The following is an 18,909-nucleotide window of genomic DNA, read 5'->3' on the forward strand; positions in this document are numbered from 1 at the left end:
ACCCGAAGGGCTCACCGTGGCGATAGACCCGGCGCCCCCGCAACAGCCGGCCATCCCGGCAAACCCGGCATACCCGGGCAATCACCCGGACAAAGCGCAATATTCACCTTTATTGGTTCATTTTTTTGAACTATTTTCCCTGACAAGGGTAAAGGTTGGTCGCAGTCCGGTCGCTGGGGATACACTGCAGATGAGGTCGGTTAGCACAACCCACCCTCGAATGCCAGCACAGAGTGCTGCAGAGTAGACACGGACCCGCCTCCGGTCACCGGTTGGCGATAATAATTAGATGGAGTCTCACTATGTCGAAGACCTTGCCCACCCCGATTGCCGCTGCCTTGATGGCTGCGACTGCCCTGCCCGTTTCCGTCCCGGTATTTGCCCAGGCCGGCGCCCTGGAGGAAGTCGTGGTGACCGCACAGCGGCGGGAAACCCTGCTGCAGGACACCCCCATCGCAGTGACCGCCTTCAGTGCGGAAAAGATTGCCGATCTCGGCGTCTACGATGTCACCGATCTCGGTGGCTATGTCCCCAACACCAATATCCAGAAGCAGCCCTCCTCCAACTCCAACATGTCCATCTATATCCGCGGTGTGGGCAGTGGCGAGACCTCGCTGATGGTGGACCCGAAAACCAGCTTCTACCTGGATGGGGTCTACATGAGCAAGACGGTCGGCGCGGTCTTCGATATCGTCGACCTGCAGGCCGTGGAAGTGTTGCGGGGGCCCCAGGGCACCCTGTTCGGCCGCAACAGCACCGGGGGTGCCGTCAACGTCACCACGGTCAAACCCAGCGGGGAACTGGGCGGGCGTCTGGAAGCCAGCCTGGGCAATGACGGTTATCGACGCCTCGCGGGATCGATCGACCTGCCCAAATTTGCCGACCTGCTGTCGGTCAAACTGTCCGCGGCCAAGATGGAGTATGACGGCTGGGCCACCAACGATTTCCCAGGGGCGGAGCCGGATCTCGCCAGTGAGGACAACACCTCCTTCCGCGTGGCTTTCCGCTTCGAGCCAATGGACGGCCTGACCATCGACTACGCCTACGACGACACCGACAACGAGGGCGTTCCCACGCCCTTCCAGATCAGCAAGGTCAAGGACAGCCTGTTCGACGGCTTCACCCGCTCGGATGTGCCCTTCACCACGCTCGGCGGCCCACTCTACCAGCAGATGGCAGCCACGGTGGGCAATCCCAAGGACCGCCGGGAAAACTACACTCTGGACGGCTCCACCAAGGAATGGCTGGAAGTCCAGGGGCACAACCTGACGGTGGCCTGGGAGCTCGACCCCGTTACCGTGAAGTACATCTATGCCAACCGGGAGACCGAGTCCGGGTATGGGTCAACCGACCTGGACGGCGGCGCTCACGTCGCCCCGGATTTGTTTTACGGCGGCGGCCAGCCGGTGCCCTTCCCCGGTTTCCACGCCGGTATCCCCGAGGGCTGGATCGACCTGGAAACCCATGAGCTGCAGTTCATCGGCGACGCCATGGATGACCGCCTGCAGTACACCCTGGGCTTCTACTACTACGAGGAAGAGGTCTACCAGGACAACCCGCAGACCTTCGGCCTGCCGATCCAGTTCCTCCTCGGCAGCGCCCTGGACCAGGCCTACTTTGACGCCGGCTTCTGCCAGCAGATCCCGGGGATCGGCCCCTTCTGCCAGGGCAGCCAGCGACTGCCGCTGCCCTTCCCCTTCCCCGGTGCCGACCCCAACATGAACGGCTTCGTGGATTTCATCTACGGGCAGAAAACCGAGTCGACCGCGGCCTATGGCCAGTTCACCTATTCTCTGACCAACGACCTCGACCTGACCGCGGGCATCCGCTACACCGAGGACGAGCGGGATGCCTTCCTTTTCAATGAAAGTCTCGGCCACAGCAGCTTCGACGACCGGCTGTTCAACGACGACAAGTGGGACAACATCAGCTACCTGCTGACCCTGAACTATGCCCTGACCCAGGACGCCCGGCTCTATTTCACCCACTCCACCGGCTTCAACAGCGGCGGCTTCAACTCGCGGGCTTCCACGCTGACGGCCTGGGAAGAGGCGGTGGACGAGGAGACCATCGACGCCTTTGAAGTGGGCCTGAAATCCGACTGGTGGGATCGTCGCTTGCGGGTCAATGCCGCGGCTTTCTACAACAACTACAAGGACATGCAGCTGGCGGTATTCGAAGCGGGCAGCGGCGGTGCCTCAAGCCGGATCGTCAACGCCGGCGAAGCCACCTACATGGGCCTGGAACTGGAGGTGATCGCCCTGCTGACGCAAGGCCTGACCGCCGAGTTCAGCTACGGCTACATGGACTCCGAATTCGACGAGTACAACGCCCGCAACCCCGCCACCAACCAGATCGAGGACATCTCCGACATCACCACGGTGACCCGGGCGCCGGAGAACACCGCCTCGCTGGGCCTGCAGTACACCTTCCAGCCCACCGACCTCGGCGCGCTCTCGGCACGGGTGGACTTCGCCTACACCGATGGCTATACCTTCCACCCCTTCCTGAACACCTTCGACAGTGCTGACAGCAGGACCCTGGTCAACGCACGGCTCACGCTGGATGACCTGTCGATTGGGAATGACAGCTCCCTGCGGCTGTCCGCCTGGGTGAAAAACCTCACCGACGAGGAGTACCGGGAGTGGGGCATCGACTTCGGCAGCCTCGGCTTTGCCGGCAACACCTATGGTCGCCCGCGCACATTCGGTATCGACGCGGTCTACAACTTCTAGCTCCTGCTCCCGTCCCGGCCACACGGCCGGGACGCCCTCCTGTCACAAACTGTCACGCCCCCGCAATGGGGGCGTCACCATGCTGCAACAACGCCGGAGAATCATGGAAGTCGCCTGCGGGACGTCCGGGAGCCAATCTCCCCGGCCGGAGACCCGCCGGTCACATCACCGATGGCTCTCACGGGGTATACCAGCATGAACATCAACGACGACGGTATCAGCAACGACTCGAAAAACCGCACATTCCAGAGCGTTCTGGAAGTCTTCTCCTCCCGGCGCGAGGTGGTCAAGGGCGGCCTGACCCTGGCAGCAGGGACCTTCTTCGCCAGCTCAGCACTGGCGGCCAAGGGTGGCAAGAAAGGGCCCAACGCACCCACTGGCCAGAACCGGCAAAACGGTCTGATCAATTTCACCCCTGTGCCGGTTGCCGAAGGCAGCGGCCCGGTGCCCAGCATCTCCGAAGACTACCAGTACCAGGTCATCATCCCCTGGGGCGAGGCTCTGAAGTCGGGCATCCCCAGCTACGAAGGGGAAACGGACCGCTCGGCACTGGCCTACCAGGAGCAGCAGGTAGGTATCGGCCACGATGGCATGTGGTTCTTCCCTTTCCGGCGCAGCAACAGCCGAGGCCTGCTGGCGATCAACCACGAGTTCGGGGGTAACGGTCATGTCCTGGGCAAGAGCCTGCCCACCTCCATCGACGACGTACGCATCTCCCAGCATGCCCACGGCATTTCCGTGCTGGAACTGCGTCGCGACGATAGCGGCCGTTGGCACCTGGTCAAGGACAGCATTTACAATCGCCGCGTCCATGGCAACACCGAAGTAAGCTTCAGTGGACCGGTGGTCGGCAGTGAGTTCATCGCTGGTGACAGCACCCCCATGGGTACGCTCAACAACTGCGCTAACGGCTATACACCCTGGGGTACCTACCTCACCTGCGAGGAGAACTTCAACGGCTACTTTGGCGCGAGTGATGGATCTTGGTACCCGGATAGCCGGCAATCGCGCTACGGCCTGTCGACCTCTGGTTTTGGCTATGGCTGGCACCTGTTTGACGAGCGCTTCGATCTCTCCCGCCCCGCCAACAGCCTCTATCGCAACGAAGAAAATCGTTTCGGCTGGGTAGTGGAAGTCGACCCCTTCAATCCCGATGCGATGCCGGTCAAGCGCACTGCGATGGGAAGACTCAAGCATGAAGGCGCCACGCTGGTCGAGGGACACGGTGGACGTGTAGTGGTTTACATGGGTGACGACGAGCGCTTTGACTACATCTACAAGTTCGTCTCAGAGGGTAATTGGAAAGCCATGCGTGCCCAGGGCATGAGCCCACTGGATCACGGCACACTCTACGCTGCCCGGTTCAATGACGATGGTACCGGTGAGTGGCTGGAACTGAGCATGAACAATCCCGCAGTGGCCGCACACTTCACATCCGACGCGGAAATCCTCACGTTCACCCGGATTGCAGCGGATCATGCAGGCGCGACCAAGATGGACCGCCCCGAATGGATTTCGGTGGCACCCAATGGCGATGTGTACTGCACCCTGACCAACAACAGCCGCCGCACCGAGGCGGATGCCGCCAACCCCCTGGCACCCAATGCCGATGGCCACATCATCCGCTGGCACGACAGTGAGCGGCACACCGGCCTCGATTTTGTCTGGGATATCTTCATCATTGCAGAAAGCACCCACGCCGAAGGCGACGAGCGTACCTTCTCCGACCCCGATGGCCTATGGGTGGATCCCGATGGCCGCGTGTTCATCCAGACCGACGGCGGCCAGAAGAAAGGCCTGAACAACCAGATGCTGGTGGCCAGCATGTACGACAGCGGCGACAACATGGACGTACGCCGCCTGTTCACGGGTGTGAGTGGGGACGAAATCACCGGCATCGCCGTAACGCCCGACCGCCGTACCATGTTCATCAACACCCAGCACCCGGGCAACGGCAACCCGGACTTGACCAACTTCCCGGCAGAACAGGGCAGTGGGCGCATTCCTCGAGACTGCACCATCGTGATCAGCCGCAAGGATGGCGGGATTATCGGTTCCTAAAACGGCAAGCGGTCAACCGCTGTCAAACCCCGCCTTTCGGCGGGGTTTTTTTTCAGGCATCCCGCGTGTTGAACTCGAAGTCCGTGCGCAGGGGGGAGGATGCCGACAGCGGATCGTCCACAACACGAAATTCGCTGCACCAGTTGTCCAGGCCAACAGTACAGCGCGTGTAGCCGCGCTGTCGACCGTTGACGTAAGTCACATGCGGGTTATCCGGGGCCGCCTCATGTACCCGGTCCTGCCAGCTGCACAGGGAGGATATCGAGGTGGAGGCGAACTCAAATGCCACTCTGGGCGAGGACCTGTCCTCGGGGTCCAGGTGCAACGAAGATGCCTGGGCACAGTGCCAATCGCCACTCAGGACCACCGGATTGCGCACCCCGTGCATGGCCTCCAGCAGGCGTCTGCGCTGTGCGGTATAGCCGTCCCACTGGTCCATGTTGTAGCGCTCGCCGGATGCATAGCGATAGGGCGTCATCCAGGTCTGCTGGGCAATCACATTGAAAGATGCCTCGCTGCGAGCGAGCTGCTGCAACAACCATTGCTCCTGCTTGTCACCCGTCATGCTGCGGCCGGGATCATCGCGTCGTGCACAGGCCGGATCTCCGGGAAAGCCATCGCCGCAGACCTGGTCCGAGCGGTACTGACGGGTATCCAGCAGGTGGACCTGGGCAGGCCCAAAGCGCCAGGCACCATACATCTGCAGCCGACTCTCCAGGCCCTGAATCACCGGGGGTTGGGCAACCGGCATGTGTTCGTACCAGGCCTTGAAAGCCGCGAGACGGCGAATACGGAATTCCTGCTCGGTTTGCGCCCAGGGGTCCTGGGGGATCAGGCCGGCCCAGTTGTTGTCGACTTCGTGATCGTCCATGGCCACCAGCCAGGGGCTGGCCGCATGGGCCGCCTGCAGGTGGGGGTCCGAACGATACAGGGCATGGCGATTGCGGTAATCCCACAGCGTGGTGATCTCGCCGCCGCTGTGCTGACGCACCACCTCGTATTCAAGTGCAGTCTCACCGCTGCCACGACGGTGGCGGCCCAGGGCACTGGCACCACCCTCGTAGATATAATCACCCACGTGTATGACGCAGTCCGGCGCCCACTCGGCGACATCCCGCCAGGCCGCGTAATAGCCGGTTTCCCAGGCCTGACAGGATGCCAGCGCAAAACGGGCCGACGCAGCCCGGGGGTCGGTGGTGCGCAGTCGACCAACGGGACTTTCATCCTCCCCCACATAAAACTGGTACCAGTAGTCGCGCCCCCCCTCCAGTCCCTGCAAGGACACGTGAACACTGTGCGCCTTGTCATCGCTGGTCACTACCACATCATCAATCAGCGTGCTGCGCATTGCCTGATCACGGCACACGCGGTAGCGCACCTCGACCCGGCCTGCAGGCATACCCCCGCCGCGGAGGGGGTCCGGCGCCAGGCGCGTCCACAGAATGCCGCCACTATCGCTGGGTGAGCCGGAAGCTACGCCAAGGGTAAAGGGATAGCGATTGTTGGCACCGTTTCCGATCACCGGTGTCAGTGCCAGCAAGGCACTGGAAGTCTGTAAAAAACGTCTGCGTGAAATCATTTCGGATGCTCCAGGATTAAAAAACGGCCTCCTTGGAGGCCGCAAGCATGGATAGCGAGATCGACGCCGACCTCAGAACTTGTATTCGTACTGCAGCCAGATGGAGCGCGGCTTGGTGTTCCAGCCGTACTGGTAGTAGTAGTCGCCATCGTAGCGACCCAACTCACCGCGTACCGCGGCGAAGGAACTGCCCTTGTCCGCCGATGCGCTGGCGCGCTCGAAGGCTTCCTCGTCCAGGATATTCACCATCCGCAGCAGGAAGCGGTGTTGCAGGCTGTCGCCCATGAAGTACTGGATCGACCCGTTGAGCAGGAAGTAGTCACCGAAATTCAGGTCGGGATTGCTGCGCTGACCATTCTCGTCGACCAGGCGCGAGCTAATGCCGTTGCCGTAGGCCCACTCGGGGCCCTGCCATTTCGGGTTGAGGGCGAAAACCCAGCGATCGGTGGGCGTGTAGGTCAGCAGTGCGGAAGCCGACCATTCGGGACGCTCGGCTGACTGACGGGTAGCGGAACTTCCGGCAGTGCCGGGCACCACAAAGTCCAGCGCTGTACCCGTGCCTTGCTCCAGCGCACTCAGGCCGAAGATCGGATTGGGCTCCTCCGACTCCATGTCGGTGAAGGTGAAATCAAGCTGCCATTTTTCAAAATCGAGGGACACATCGAAGTTGATACCTTCGATGTCCTGCGTGCTCCTGCGATTGAAATAGGCCACCTCGTTCCCGGTGAATCTCCCGGCTTCGAACTCCTGAAGTGCAAAACTGCAGAATGCCCCGGGAATCTGTATGTCCGGATTAAGGTTTTGGGTCTCGCCGGTCAGGGCGGCGATTTCCGGACATACGCGCTCAACGCTGGAACTGCCGAACAAGTCCTCGATGGAGGTGTCGAAATAGCCCAGTTCGACGTTATAGCTGCCTCCCCAGAGCTCGCCATCAACGCCCACACCAAAGCTGTAGGTTTCGACTGACTGGGTTTCCAGGCTCGGGTTATTGACCAGGCCGTCACGGGCACCAACTTCGGACAAAGTGGGGTTGCTGTATGAGGTGCCACCATTGGAGCGCACATAGACCCCGTTGGCGAAGTTCTGACGGAAGCCGTACTTCCAGATGAACTTGTCCTCGTAGAGGTTGTTGTCATCCTGCCGGCCGGCGATGGAGAAATTGGTACCCGCCAGAATATCGAAGCTGAAGCGAAGGTCTGCGTAGACACCGGTGGAGCGCACGGTCTCGTCGGACATGCCGTACTCTGCTGCCGAGTTATCCTCGTAGCTGATATTCTGAATACCAACCACACTGCTGAACCAGTCGTTCCAGTCCTTCTTGACGCGCATGTTCAGACCATAATCCACGTAACCGGCCTTGAACTGCGTGCCGTTACCAAAGCCCTTGGTGGTGTCGCCGCTGAAGGAGCTGCTGCTCTGGACCACCGTGCCCATGGGCGCACCAATGGGGAAAGGGTTATCCACTGTGCCATAGGGCACGCCATTCTCGTCGGCGTAATAGCTGTCGTAGGCGCTGACAGCTGCGCCGCTGCGCACCGCACCGTAGGGATTGGTCACGCAGCCAGCAGCCAGGCCATCGATGCCATTGGCAAAATTCTCGAACTGGGTGGCAGTGGAAAATCCACTGATTCCCCGGGCCGCGGCCATCGCCTGGACTTCCTCTGGCAAGTCCTGCAGTCGCGGAATGTTGCAGGTCTGAATATCCAGCTCGGTGTTCTTCAGCGAGGGTGCAATGTAGTAGGCCTCCGCCTCGAAACTGGTGGTCTCGTTAAAGCGCTTTTTGAAAGTCGCATCGAAAATCGGAAACTCGGTGTAGTTCGGCTGATACACCGTGTAATTGGGGAAGGAATCATCGAAGTCCACCGTGGCAAACTGATAGCCAGCGCGGAACTCAGAGCTGTCATCGATGTTCCAGACGTACTTGGCACCAATCAGGTTGTAGCGGTAGGGAAAATCACGATAACCACCGACGGCGCGAACCGTATCCACGTGGGACTCCCGATCGAAGATGCGGTGTGCGTCTGTCTCATAGGAGCGACCAAAAACCATCAGTGCGTGGTTGTCGGTGCCAAACAGCGGCGTGGAGACATTGCCATACATTTCGCGAGTCTTGAAGGAACCGCCATACACGCCGATTTCGCCCTTGACCGGCTCCCCCGCATGGGGCTGTTTGTAGAACACATTGACCACACCCAGGCCACCATTACCACCGTAGTACAGGCTCTGGCCGCCGCGATAGACCTCGACGGACTCGATCATCCGGGGATCCAGGGATGTCGCGCCCCAAATGGTTTCCAGGGGGGTGCCGCGGTCAAAGGTGGGAACACCATTCAACAGCAGCAGGGTATCGCGGTCCGTGCCGCCATCGATGCGAATGGTGAATTCACCCTCATCCGGTGAATAGCCCACGTTGGCGCCGCGGATGAGACCGGCAGCCAGCTCGCCAAAGTTGGTGAAGCCACCGGTGGCGATTTCCTCGGCGCTGATCAACTGTACCTGTGTTCCGTATTGCACCATGTCCATGGCGAATTCGGTGACGTTCTCGTCGATCCGCTTGCCCTCAACAATCACTTCTTCGTACTTTTGCGCCCGCTTGGACGCCGCGGCATCCTGGGCCACAGCGGTGTGCACAGTGTTCGCCGCAAGGACCCCGATTGCCAGCGACGACCAGCGGAATGGTGCCCCCCGGGAAAGTTGCTGAATAATTCCGCGGTTTCCCGCCCACTTGCTATTCATGGATAAAATTCCCCTTGCTTTGTTTCCGATCAAATTTCGAGTCAATAACGGCGTCTGGTTTCACGGCTCGAATTGGGCCGATTGTTATCGTGGGCAGGGCACGTCATTTCCTCACAGTGAAATCGGACGTCGATGACGCCGTCGAGCTCCAGGCTCGCGGGCATTCTCGAGGGGCCTGATTGCGGCGGGGTGACAAGGCAATGATGTTTTTGCGATGCTTTTAATACACCCCTGGTGTCACCCCCCTGACATATTGCGTCGGCATACTGCGCCCCAAATTGAGTAACGCGTCTCGCGACAGGAATCGTCTTTTCATGAATCACCATCAGAAATTGCTGTCTTCTGCTTCTGCAGAATTCACCCAGGTACTGGATCGTCACTTGTCGCGCCGCACCGTGTTGCGCGGGTCGCTGCTGGCCGCGCTGGGCTCACTGCTGCCCGCCAGCTCCTTGCAGGCAGCGGGCCAACGCCCGCTGATAGGGTTCCGCCCGGTGCCTGTCGCGAGTGGCCACGGGCCGCTTCCAACAATTTCGCCGGACTACGAATTCCAGGTACTCATACCCTGGGGAACGCCGCTGTCGGCGGATGTACCTGCCTGGGACGGCCACCCACTGCAGCGCCCCACAGCCAGGCAGCAGGAACAACAGGTGGGTATCGGCCATGACGGCATGACCTTTTTCCCCTTCCAACAGCACAGCGATCACGGACTGCTGGTGATCAATCACGAGTTCGGCTACAACCAGCACGTGCTCGGCAAGTCTTCTCCGACCAACCTGGAAGAGCTGCGCCGGAGCCAGCATGCCCACGGGGTCTCGGTCGTGGAGCTGCAACAGAAAGACGGGGTCTGGAACGTGGTACGGGAAAGCGCCTGGAATCGGCGCATTCATGCGCGCAGTCCTGTTCGTTTCAGTGGGCCGGCCGCGGGCAGCCCCTGGCTGAAACCCGAGCAGAGCGCGCGGGGAACGCTCAACAACTGTTCCAACGGGCACACCCCCTGGCAGACCTACCTGACTTGCGAGGAGAACTTTGACGACTACTTCGGTGCCAACAAGGACTGGACTCCCAGCGACCGCCAGGCCCGCTACGGGCTGATTGCCGCGGGCCAGGGCTATGACTGGCATCACCTGGACCCGCGCTTTGACCTGAGTAGTGAACAGTTTCCCGGGGAGGAAAACCGCTTTGGCTGGGTGGTGGAGATCGATCCCTTCGACCCGGACAGCGTGCCAGTCAAGCGCACGGCACTCGGGCGCTTCAAGCACGAGGGGGCGGCCCTGGTCGAGGGTGGTGATGGACGGGTGGTCGTCTACATGGGCGACGACGAGCGCTTCAACTACATCTACAAATTCGTTTCCAGCGACGACTGGCGCAAGCTGCGTGAGCGTGGACAAAGCCCACTGGACCACGGGACCCTCTATGTAGCGCGCTTCAACGACGACGGCAGTGGTGTGTGGTTGCCGCTAAGCATGGACTCGGCGGTGTTGCGGGAACGCTTCGAAAGCACCGCCGAAATGCTGACCTTTACCCGGGAAGCCGCCGACCTGGTCGGTGCCACGCCCATGGACCGCCCGGAGTGGACCGCCGTGGGGCCCGACGGCGCGGTGTTCTGCACCCTGACCAACAACACCGAGCGGCAGGAGCCCACCGCCAGCAACCCGCGCGCACCCAACCCCCACGGCCATATCATCCGCTGGCGGGACAGCGGGAATCACCTCGGCACCACATTCAGCTGGGATATTTTCCTGATTGCCGACGAGACACACGGGACCGATGACCCCGACACCCTCAGCTCGCCCGATGGGCTGTGGATCGACCCCGATGGCCGGGTTTTCATCGCCACCGACGGCGACCAGGAAAAGGGCCTCAACAACCAGCTGCTGGTGGCGGCAGCGGACGCCGAGGGGCGCCCTGTCCTGCACCGGCTACTGAGCGGTGTCACCGACTGCGAGGTGACCGGTATCACCACGACACCCGATCGTCGCACTCTCTTCGTGAATATCCAGCACCCCGGCAATGGCGACCCGACACTGACCTGTTTTCCCGCCCCGCCGGGCAGCCAGCGCATACCGCGCGACTGCACCCTGGCGATTCGCCGCAAGGATGGTGGCATCGTGGGCAGCTGAGAGAAGACCGATACCGTTGCGTGCTTGCCCCGCCTCCGCGGGGCTTTTTTCAGCGGTTCGCCAGATGGCCGAGACGCGAATGGATTAACCCCGGGTGTCAATGCTGTTAACATGCAGCCTTCTCGATTGCCCGGAATTCTCCCATGGACCTGACCTCAGTTGCCCGGCGCGCCTGGGTGGCCCCCCTGCTGCTTGGCCTGGCCCTGACGGGCTGTGGCAAGGGCCCCTGGAATAATCCCCACCCGCCCCCCGTCGACGACGGCATCACCTACCAGTCCATGTTCACCCCGGCCCCGCCGAAGCATCTGGACCCGGCCGTGTCCTATGCCAGCGACGAGTCGCTGTTCCTGATGCAGATCTACGAGCCGCCCATGGGCTACCACTTCCTGAAGCGCCCCTACGAACTGATTCCCCTGGGGGCCGAGGACTTTCCCGAGGTGGAATACCTGAATGCCGACGGCGTGGTAATAGACCCGTCACAGGGCGAGGTCGCTTTTACCCGCTACACCCTGACCCTGCGCGAAGACGCCCACTACCAACCTCACCCCGCCTTTGCCCGGGATGACAGCGGCGAACCCCTTTACCGCTTCGATGACCCGGAGAAAGGCCGGCGCTACCGCCAGGTCGGCGATTTCCCCGAAACCGGCTCCCGTCCGGTACGCGCGGAGGACTATGTCTATGCCATCAAGCGCCTGGCCGACCCCTACCTGGGCTCCCCCATGCTGGGTTTCATGGGCCAGTACATTGTCGGCATGCGGGAGTTTTCCGAACAGGTGCAGACAGCAGAGCGCGGCCAGTGGCTGGATCTCGACACCTTCGACATGCGGGGCCTGCAGGTCCTCGACGAGCGCCGCTACCGCATCACCATCCACGGCCGCTACCCGCAGTTCGTCTACTGGCTGGCGATGCACTTCTTCGCACCCATTCCCCGGGAAGTCGACCGCTTTTTCCACAACCCGGGCTTCGCCGACCGCAACCTGACTCTGGACTGGTGGCCAGTGGGCAGCGGCCCCTTCATGATGGTCAAGAACGACCCCAACAGCGAGATCGTGCTGGAGCGCAACCCAAACTTCCGCGCCGACTTCTACCCCACCGAGGGCGCACCGGGGGATGCCGAGGCGGGCCTGCTGGCGGATGCCGGAAAACGCCTGCCGATGATCGACCGTGCGGTGTTCCGCCTGGAAAAGGAAGTGCTCTCCCTCTGGACCAAGTTCCTGCAGGGCTACTACGACCGCTCGGGGGAAACCCACGGCAACACCAACGGGGTCTTTGACCAGGCCTTCGTGGTCGGCCCCGACGGCGTCGAACTGTCCGAGGAGCTGGCCGGCCACGGTATCACCATCACCCCGGACGTGAAGCCGGGCATCTACTACTACGGCTTCAACATGCGCGACCCGGTGCTCGGGGGCTACAGCGAGGAGCGCCGCAAGCTGCGCCGGGCCCTGCAGATCGCCTTCGACACCGAGGAATACCTGAACATCTTCTACAAGGGCAACGGCATCCCCGCCCACTCCCCCATTCCGCCGGGCATCCCCGGTCATGTGGAGGGCGAGGCCGGCATCAATCCCTACGTCTACGACTGGGTGGACGGGGAAGCGCGCCGCAAACCGATCGAGGAAGCCCGGCGCCTGCTGGCCGAGGCCGGTTACCCCAACGGCCGCCACGCCGAGACTGGCGAGCCGCTGCGTATCTTCATGGATGTCCAGAGCCAGGCCATCTCCAACACCAGCATGAACTGGATTCGCCGCGCCTTCGAGCGCATCGGCGTGCAGGTGGAGTACCGTCCGGCGGACTGGAACCGCACCCGGGAAAAGCTGCTGACCGGCAACACCCAGATCTATTCCCACGGCTGGCTGGCGGACTACCCGGACCCGGAGAACTTCCTGTTTCTGCTCTATAGTCCGGAAAGCCCGCTGATCTGCGAGTGTGACGGCGCCAACAACAGCAGCTACGAGCGCCCCGAATACGACGAACTGTTCCGCCGCATGCGGGTGTTGCCGCCGGGGCCTGAGCGCGAGGCCCTGGTCGCCCGCATGGTCGAAATGTACCGGGAGGATGCCGTCTGGCTCTACGCCTACTACCCCAAGGACATCTACCTGAACAATCCCTGGGTGCACAACAACAAGCGCCACGGTATCTCCAAGAACACCCTGAAGTATGTGCGTATCGACGACGCGATGCGCCAACAAAAGCGGGTGGCCTGGAACCAGCCGGTGACCTGGCCCCTGTATGCGGGGGGCGGCCTGGTCGTCGCCCTGCTGTTGCCGGGTGTGCTGGCCTACCGCCGCCGCCTGCGCGCCACCGCCCGTTTGCGAGGATAAGCGATGTTTGCCTACATCATCCGCCGCGTGCTCTACGCCATTCCCATCCTGATCGGGGTCAACCTGCTCACCTTCGCCCTGTTCTTCGTGGTCAACTCGCCCGACGACATGGCGGTTTCCCAACTGGGCGACAAGTACGTCACGCCCGAAGCCATCGACAACTGGAAGCGCAAACACGGCTACGACAAACCCCTGTTCCTGAACCCCGATGCCGGCGGGGTGGAAACGCTCACCGATACCATTTTCTTCAACAAGTCGGTGAAGCTGTTTGCCTTCGATTTTGGCCGCTCGGAGAGCGGACGGGACATCACCACCGATGTCACCACGCGCATGGGGCCCAGCCTGGCGGTGGCCCTGCCCACTTTCCTGGTGGGTATCGGGGTGAATATCTGCGTTGCCCTGATGGTGGTGATGTTCCGGGCCACCCCCCTGGACCGGGGGGCGGTCCTCGTATTCGTCGCCCTGATGTCGATCTCCTATCTGTTCTACATCATTGGTGGTCAATTCCTGGTGGCCAAGACCTGGAAACTGGTGCCGATCTCCGGCTTTCATCCCGAGGGGCAGGTATGGAAGTTCCTGATCCTGCCGGTACTGGTGGGAGTGGTGGCCGGCATCGGCGCCGGCGCCCGCTGGTATCGCACCCTGTTCCTGGAAGAGGCCAACCAGGACTATGTCCGCACCGCGCGGGCCAAGGGCTGCAGCGAACTGCGCATCCTGTTCCGGCACATCCTGCCCAATGCCATGATTCCCATCCTCACCGGCGTGGTGGTGCTGATCCCGGCTCTGTTCATGGGCAGCCTGCTGATCGAGTCCTTCTTCGGTATTCCCGGCCTCGGCAGCTACATGCTGGACGCCATTCGCTCCCAGGACTTCGCCATCGTCCGCAGCATGGTGTTCATCGGCTCCATCCTCTACATCGTCGGCCTCATTCTCACCGACATTTCCTATACCTGGGCCGACCCCCGGGTTCGCCTGTCCTGAGGCCGCCGCTGTCATGAAGCCCGTCCTGCTCTGGTCCGACGCCCTGATTTTCCTGCTGGTCACCGCCCTGGTGCTGTTCTTCTGGCGCCTGCGCCGGGATCCCCAGACCCGCGAGCGCTGGGGCGAAGTGTTTCGCTCCCGACTGGGCATGGTGACCTTCACGGTCATCATCGCCTATGTGCTGGTGGCGCTGCTCGACTCCCTGCACTTCCGCCGCGCCCTGGAAAACCCCGAAGGCAACAGCGGCGGCGAGGTCTACTATGACAACCGCGTGACCAGCGTGCTGGACGTGCTTTCCGGGGGCATGGGGGAGCGTTTTGAACGCACCTACTCCGCGCCCTTTGCCCTGCTCTCTTTCGAGAAACAAACAATCAAGGACGCCGCGGGCAATGACATCCGCGACTTCCCGCCTCTCGAGCACGCCGGCCGGCACCTGGACGACCCGGCGGACAAGTGGCCCGACGTGGCCCGCAAGAGCGCCGTGGGACTGGGCATCGGCTTGTTGTTCTCGGCCCTGTTGATCCTGCCCCAGTGGTGGTGGCTGCGGGGGAGTACCTATCCCTGGCACGCCTCCTGGGCGGTGCAGGCCACCCTGGTGAGTCTGGCCGCGTGGATGGTCTATCTCAGCCGCTACTACCATATTCTGGGCACCGACCTGGGCGGCGCCGACGTGCTCTACCAGTCAATCAAGGGCATCCGCACCGGCGTATTGCTGGGCACCCTGGCGACCCTGGTGATGCTGCCCATTGCGGTCAGCCTGGGCGTCATGGCCGGCTACTTCAAGGGTTGGGTGGACGATGTGGTGCAGTACCTCTACACCACACTCAGCTCGATCCCCGGCATCCTGCTGATCGCCGCCTCGGTGCTGCTGTTCCAGGTCTATATCGACCTCAACCCCGACTTTTTCGACGTCGGCATGGAAAAGGCAGACGCCCGCTTTATCGCCCTGTGCTTTATCCTGGGGGTCACCAGCTGGTCGTCCCTGTGCCGGCTGATTCGCGCGGAGACCCTGAAAATCAGCCAGCTCGGCTATGTGCAGGCGGCCCACGCCTTCGGTGTCAGCCACACGCGGATCCTGGCCCGGCATATCCTGCCGAACACCGTGCACATCATCCTGATCACCTTCGTCCTCGACTTCAGCGCCCTGGTGCTGGCCGAGGCGGTGCTCTCCTACATCGGTGTGGGCGTCGACCCGTCCATGGGCAGCTGGGGCAACATGATCAACGGCGCGCGCTCGGAGCTGTCGCGCACACCGACCATCTGGTGGACCCTCAGCGGGGCCTTCGTCTTCATGTTCACCCTGGTCCTCGCCGCCAATCTCTTCGCCGACCTGGTGCGGGATGCCTTCGACCCGCGAACCAGCCTGCGGAGGGCAGAGGCATGAGCCGACAGCAAAAGGAAACGACCATGACTGCGGGCAGCCTGGCCATCAGGGACCTGGAGGTGATAGTGGCGGAGAGTGGCGAGGCCATTCTCAAGGGCGTCAGCCTGGAGCTGCAGGCTGGGAAAATATTCGCCCTGGTGGGGGAGTCCGGCAGCGGCAAGTCGGTCACCTCCCTGGCCAGCATGCGCCTGCTGCCGGAAGCCCTGCGCATCACGGCGGGCCAGGTATTCCTGGGCCAGGAAGATCTGTTCAATCTGCCCGAGGCGCGGATGCAGGAAGTGCGCGGCCGGCGTGTCGCGATGATTTTCCAGAACGCCATGAGTGCCCTCAACCCGGTACAGACCGTGGGGCAGCAGGTCGCCGAGACCCTGAAACTGCATACGGCCCTGCGCGGGCAGGCCCTGCGCCAGCGGGTGGTCGACCTGTTTGCCGAGGTGGGCATTCCCCAGCCTGAGCAACGCTTTGGCTTCTTTCCCCACCAGCTGTCCGGCGGGCAGCAACAACGGGTGATGATCGCCCTGGCCCTGGCCTGCGAGCCGGAAGTGCTGATTGCCGACGAACCCACCACCGCCCTGGATGTCACCATCCAGGACCAGGTGCTGCGCCTGATCCGCGAGCTGACCCACTCCCGCCAGCTTGCCGTCCTGCTGATTACCCACGACATGGGCGTGGTGCGACAAACTGCTGACGAAGTCGGGGTGATGTTCCGCGGGGAGCTGATCGAGCGCGCCGCGGTGGACGACTTCTTCCATGCACCAAAAGAGGCCTACAGCCGCGCCCTGATCGATGCCCTGCCGGACCTCGCTCATTTCCGCGAGCCGACAAGCGAAGCACCGCTCCTGGTGCTGGATGACGTCAAGGTCCACTTCCCGGTGCGCAAGGGCCTGCTGCAGCGGGTTGTCGACTACACCCGCGCCGTCGACGGGGTCTCGCTGGAGATTCGCCGCGGGGAAACCTTTGCCCTGGTAGGGGAGTCCGGCAGTGGCAAGTCCACCCTGGGCCGGGCGATTCTCAATCTCGAAGCGATTGCCGGGGGCAGCATTCATTTCCGCGGTGAGCCGCTGCACAAGCTCGATCGCCAGGGCATGCTTCCCTGGCGTCGAGAGATACAGGTGATTTTTCAGAATCCCTTCTCGTCCATGAATCCGCGCATGAGCGTCGGCGAGATCATCGCCGAGGGCATGCTCAGTCTCGGGGTGGAAGCGGATACCGATCGGCGCGATGCAAGGATTCGTGAACTGTTGCAGCGGGTCAGGCTGGAGCCCTCTCACGCCAGCCGCTACCCCCACGAATTTTCCGGCGGCCAGTTGCAGCGGGTCGCCATCGCACGCGCCCTGGCAGTCAACCCGCAGCTGATCATCTGCGACGAGCCCACCAGTGCACTGGATGTCTCGATTCGCGCGGAGGTACTCGAGTTGCTGGCAGAACTGCAGCGGGAGTTCGGGGTGTCTTACCTGTTCATCACCCACGACCTGTCGATTGTGCCCTCACTGGCGCACCGGGTCGGTGTGATGCAATGGGGGAAACTGGTGGAACAGGGCACCGCGGAGCAGATTCTGACGACTCCGCAGCACCCCTACACCCAGGCCCTGCTGGCCTCGGTGCCGACGCTCGACGCTACATGACGCCGTAGGCAATCATCGCCGCCGCCACCTTGTTGAAGCCGGCGATATTGGCGCCCTTGAAGTAGTCGACGTGACCGTCGGCGGCGGTGCCGAATTCGACGCACTGGTCGTGGATGCCGCGGATGATCTTGCGCAGGTGCTCGTCCACCTCCTTGCGGGTCCACTGCAGGCGCAGGCTGTTCTGACTCATTTCCAGACCGGAGACACCCACACCCCCGGCATTCGCCGCCTTGCCCGGCGCGTGCAGGAGGTTTTTCCCCGCCTGGATGGTGCGGATCGCCTCCGGCGTCGTGGGCATGTTGGCCCCTTCCGAGAGCCCGCGACAGCCGTTGTCCAGCAACATCCGCGCGTCCTCCGCGGAAATCTCGTTCTGGGTGGCACAGGGAAAGGCCAGGTCACAGGGCACCGACCAGGGCTTTTCACCCTCGTGGTAGCTGCCGCCGAACTCCCGCACGTACTCCTCGATGCGGCCGCGACGCTTGCTTTTCAGATCCATCACCCAGTGCAGTTTTTCCTGGGTGATTCCCTCGGGGTCGTGGATATAGCCCCCGGAATCCGACATGGTCACCACCTTGCCGCCCAGCTCGAGCAACTTCTCCACACAGAAGGTCGCCACATTGCCGGAACCGGAGACCACACAGGTGCGGCCCTCGATCGACTCGTTGTGGTGCTGGAGCATCTCCTCCATCATGTAGACAGCGCCGTAGCCGGTGGCTTCCGCACGGATGCGGCTGCCGCCAAATTCCAGCGCCTTGCCGGTGAGCACACCCTCGAAGCGGTTCACGATACGCTTGTACTGGCCAAACATGTAACCCACTTCCCTGGCACCCACGCCAATGTCGCCCGCAGGCACATCGGTATCAGGGCCAATATGCTTGTGCAGCTCGGTCATGAAGGCCTGGCAGAAGCGCATGATCTCGCGGTCACTCTTGCCCTTGGGGTCGAAATCCGCGCCGCCTTTGCCGCCGCCCATGGGCAGGCCCGTGAGGCTGTTCTTGAACACCTGTTCAAAGGCCAGGAACTTGAGCACCGACTGGTTCACCGAGGGGTGAAAGCGTATCCCGCCCTTGTAGGGGCCGATGGCATTGTTTTGCTGCACGCGATAGCCGCGATTGACGCGGATCTCGCCGTTATCATCCTCCCAGACAACCCGAAAGCTGACGATGCGGTCAGGCTCGGTCATGCGCTCCAGGATCTTGAGGTCCCGGAAGATCGGCTTGTCGGCGATATAGGGGATGATATCCATGGCCACTTCCTGCACCGCCTGCAGGAATTCCGGCTCGCCGGGATTGCGGCGCTCCACCCCGGCCATGAAGGTGGCCAGGTCATCGGCGTAGTGTGAGTTCACGCGTGCTCTCCTGATGCTT

10 protein-coding genes are annotated in these 18,909 nt (G+C 62.2%); 7 read left to right on the plus strand and 3 right to left on the minus strand.

What is annotated here, in order from left to right; translation table 11 throughout:
• Positions 1–302 precede the first annotated feature (302 nt).
• Together ACYVGS_RS08240 and ACYVGS_RS08245 are read left to right on the plus strand one after the other, a co-directional pair.
• Positions 303–2,735 (plus strand): TonB-dependent receptor, encoded by a 2,433-nt coding sequence (locus ACYVGS_RS08240; protein WP_460588194.1) that lies wholly within the window; start codon positions 303–305, stop codon positions 2,733–2,735.
• A 195-nt stretch (positions 2,736–2,930) separates the two neighbouring features.
• Positions 2,931–4,796 carry a PhoX family protein gene (locus tag ACYVGS_RS08245; RefSeq protein WP_460588195.1) on the plus strand — a complete coding sequence of 622 codons (1,866 nt, stop codon included), beginning with the start codon at positions 2,931–2,933 and terminating at the stop codon, positions 4,794–4,796.
• Between the two features lie 52 nt (positions 4,797–4,848).
• Here the strand turns inward: ACYVGS_RS08245 and ACYVGS_RS08250 are convergent, their stop codons facing one another.
• Together ACYVGS_RS08250 and ACYVGS_RS08255 are read right to left on the minus strand one after the other, a co-directional pair.
• Entirely contained in the window at positions 4,849–6,375 is a 1,527-nt protein-coding gene (locus ACYVGS_RS08250; RefSeq protein ID WP_460588196.1) for an alkaline phosphatase D family protein, read from the minus strand.
• Positions 6,376–6,447: 72 nt separating this feature from the next.
• Complete coding sequence (locus ACYVGS_RS08255) at positions 6,448–9,006, minus strand: TonB-dependent receptor (protein WP_460588197.1); 2,559 nt, start codon at positions 9,004–9,006, stop codon at positions 6,448–6,450.
• A 419-nt stretch (positions 9,007–9,425) separates the two neighbouring features.
• Between ACYVGS_RS08255 and ACYVGS_RS08260 the strand changes: the two genes are divergently transcribed.
• The 5 genes from ACYVGS_RS08260 to ACYVGS_RS08280 all read left to right on the plus strand — a co-directional run bounded on the left by ACYVGS_RS08260 (position 9,426) and on the right by ACYVGS_RS08280 (position 17,542).
• A complete protein-coding gene (locus tag ACYVGS_RS08260; RefSeq protein ID WP_460588198.1) occupies positions 9,426–11,231 on the plus strand; it encodes a PhoX family protein in 1,806 nt (601 codons plus the stop codon).
• A 143-nt stretch (positions 11,232–11,374) separates the two neighbouring features.
• On the plus strand, positions 11,375–13,552 hold the full coding sequence (locus ACYVGS_RS08265) for an ABC transporter substrate-binding protein (RefSeq protein WP_460588199.1): 2,178 nt from the start codon (positions 11,375–11,377) through the stop codon (positions 13,550–13,552).
• A gap of 3 nt (positions 13,553–13,555) precedes the next feature.
• Positions 13,556–14,533 carry an ABC transporter permease gene (locus tag ACYVGS_RS08270; RefSeq protein ID WP_460588200.1) on the plus strand — a complete coding sequence of 326 codons (978 nt, stop codon included), beginning with the start codon at positions 13,556–13,558 and terminating at the stop codon, positions 14,531–14,533.
• A gap of 13 nt (positions 14,534–14,546) precedes the next feature.
• The gene (locus tag ACYVGS_RS08275; protein ID WP_460588201.1) at positions 14,547–15,917 is read left to right on the plus strand and encodes an ABC transporter permease; all 1,371 of its coding nucleotides are present in this window, start codon (positions 14,547–14,549) and stop codon (positions 15,915–15,917) included.
• Positions 15,914–17,542, plus strand: a complete 1,629-nt coding sequence (locus ACYVGS_RS08280) for an ABC transporter ATP-binding protein (protein ID WP_460588202.1) — start codon at positions 15,914–15,916, stop codon at positions 17,540–17,542. The genes ACYVGS_RS08275 and ACYVGS_RS08280 overlap by 4 nt, the downstream gene beginning before the upstream one ends.
• Here ACYVGS_RS08280 and gdhA read toward each other — a convergent pair.
• Complete coding sequence (gdhA, locus tag ACYVGS_RS08285; protein ID WP_460588203.1) at positions 17,535–18,890, minus strand: glutamate dehydrogenase; 1,356 nt, start codon at positions 18,888–18,890, stop codon at positions 17,535–17,537. The two genes, ACYVGS_RS08280 and gdhA, sit on opposite strands and share 8 nt — an antisense overlap.
• Positions 18,891–18,909 lie beyond the last annotated feature (19 nt).

Source organism: Haliea atlantica, from assembly GCF_054779855.1.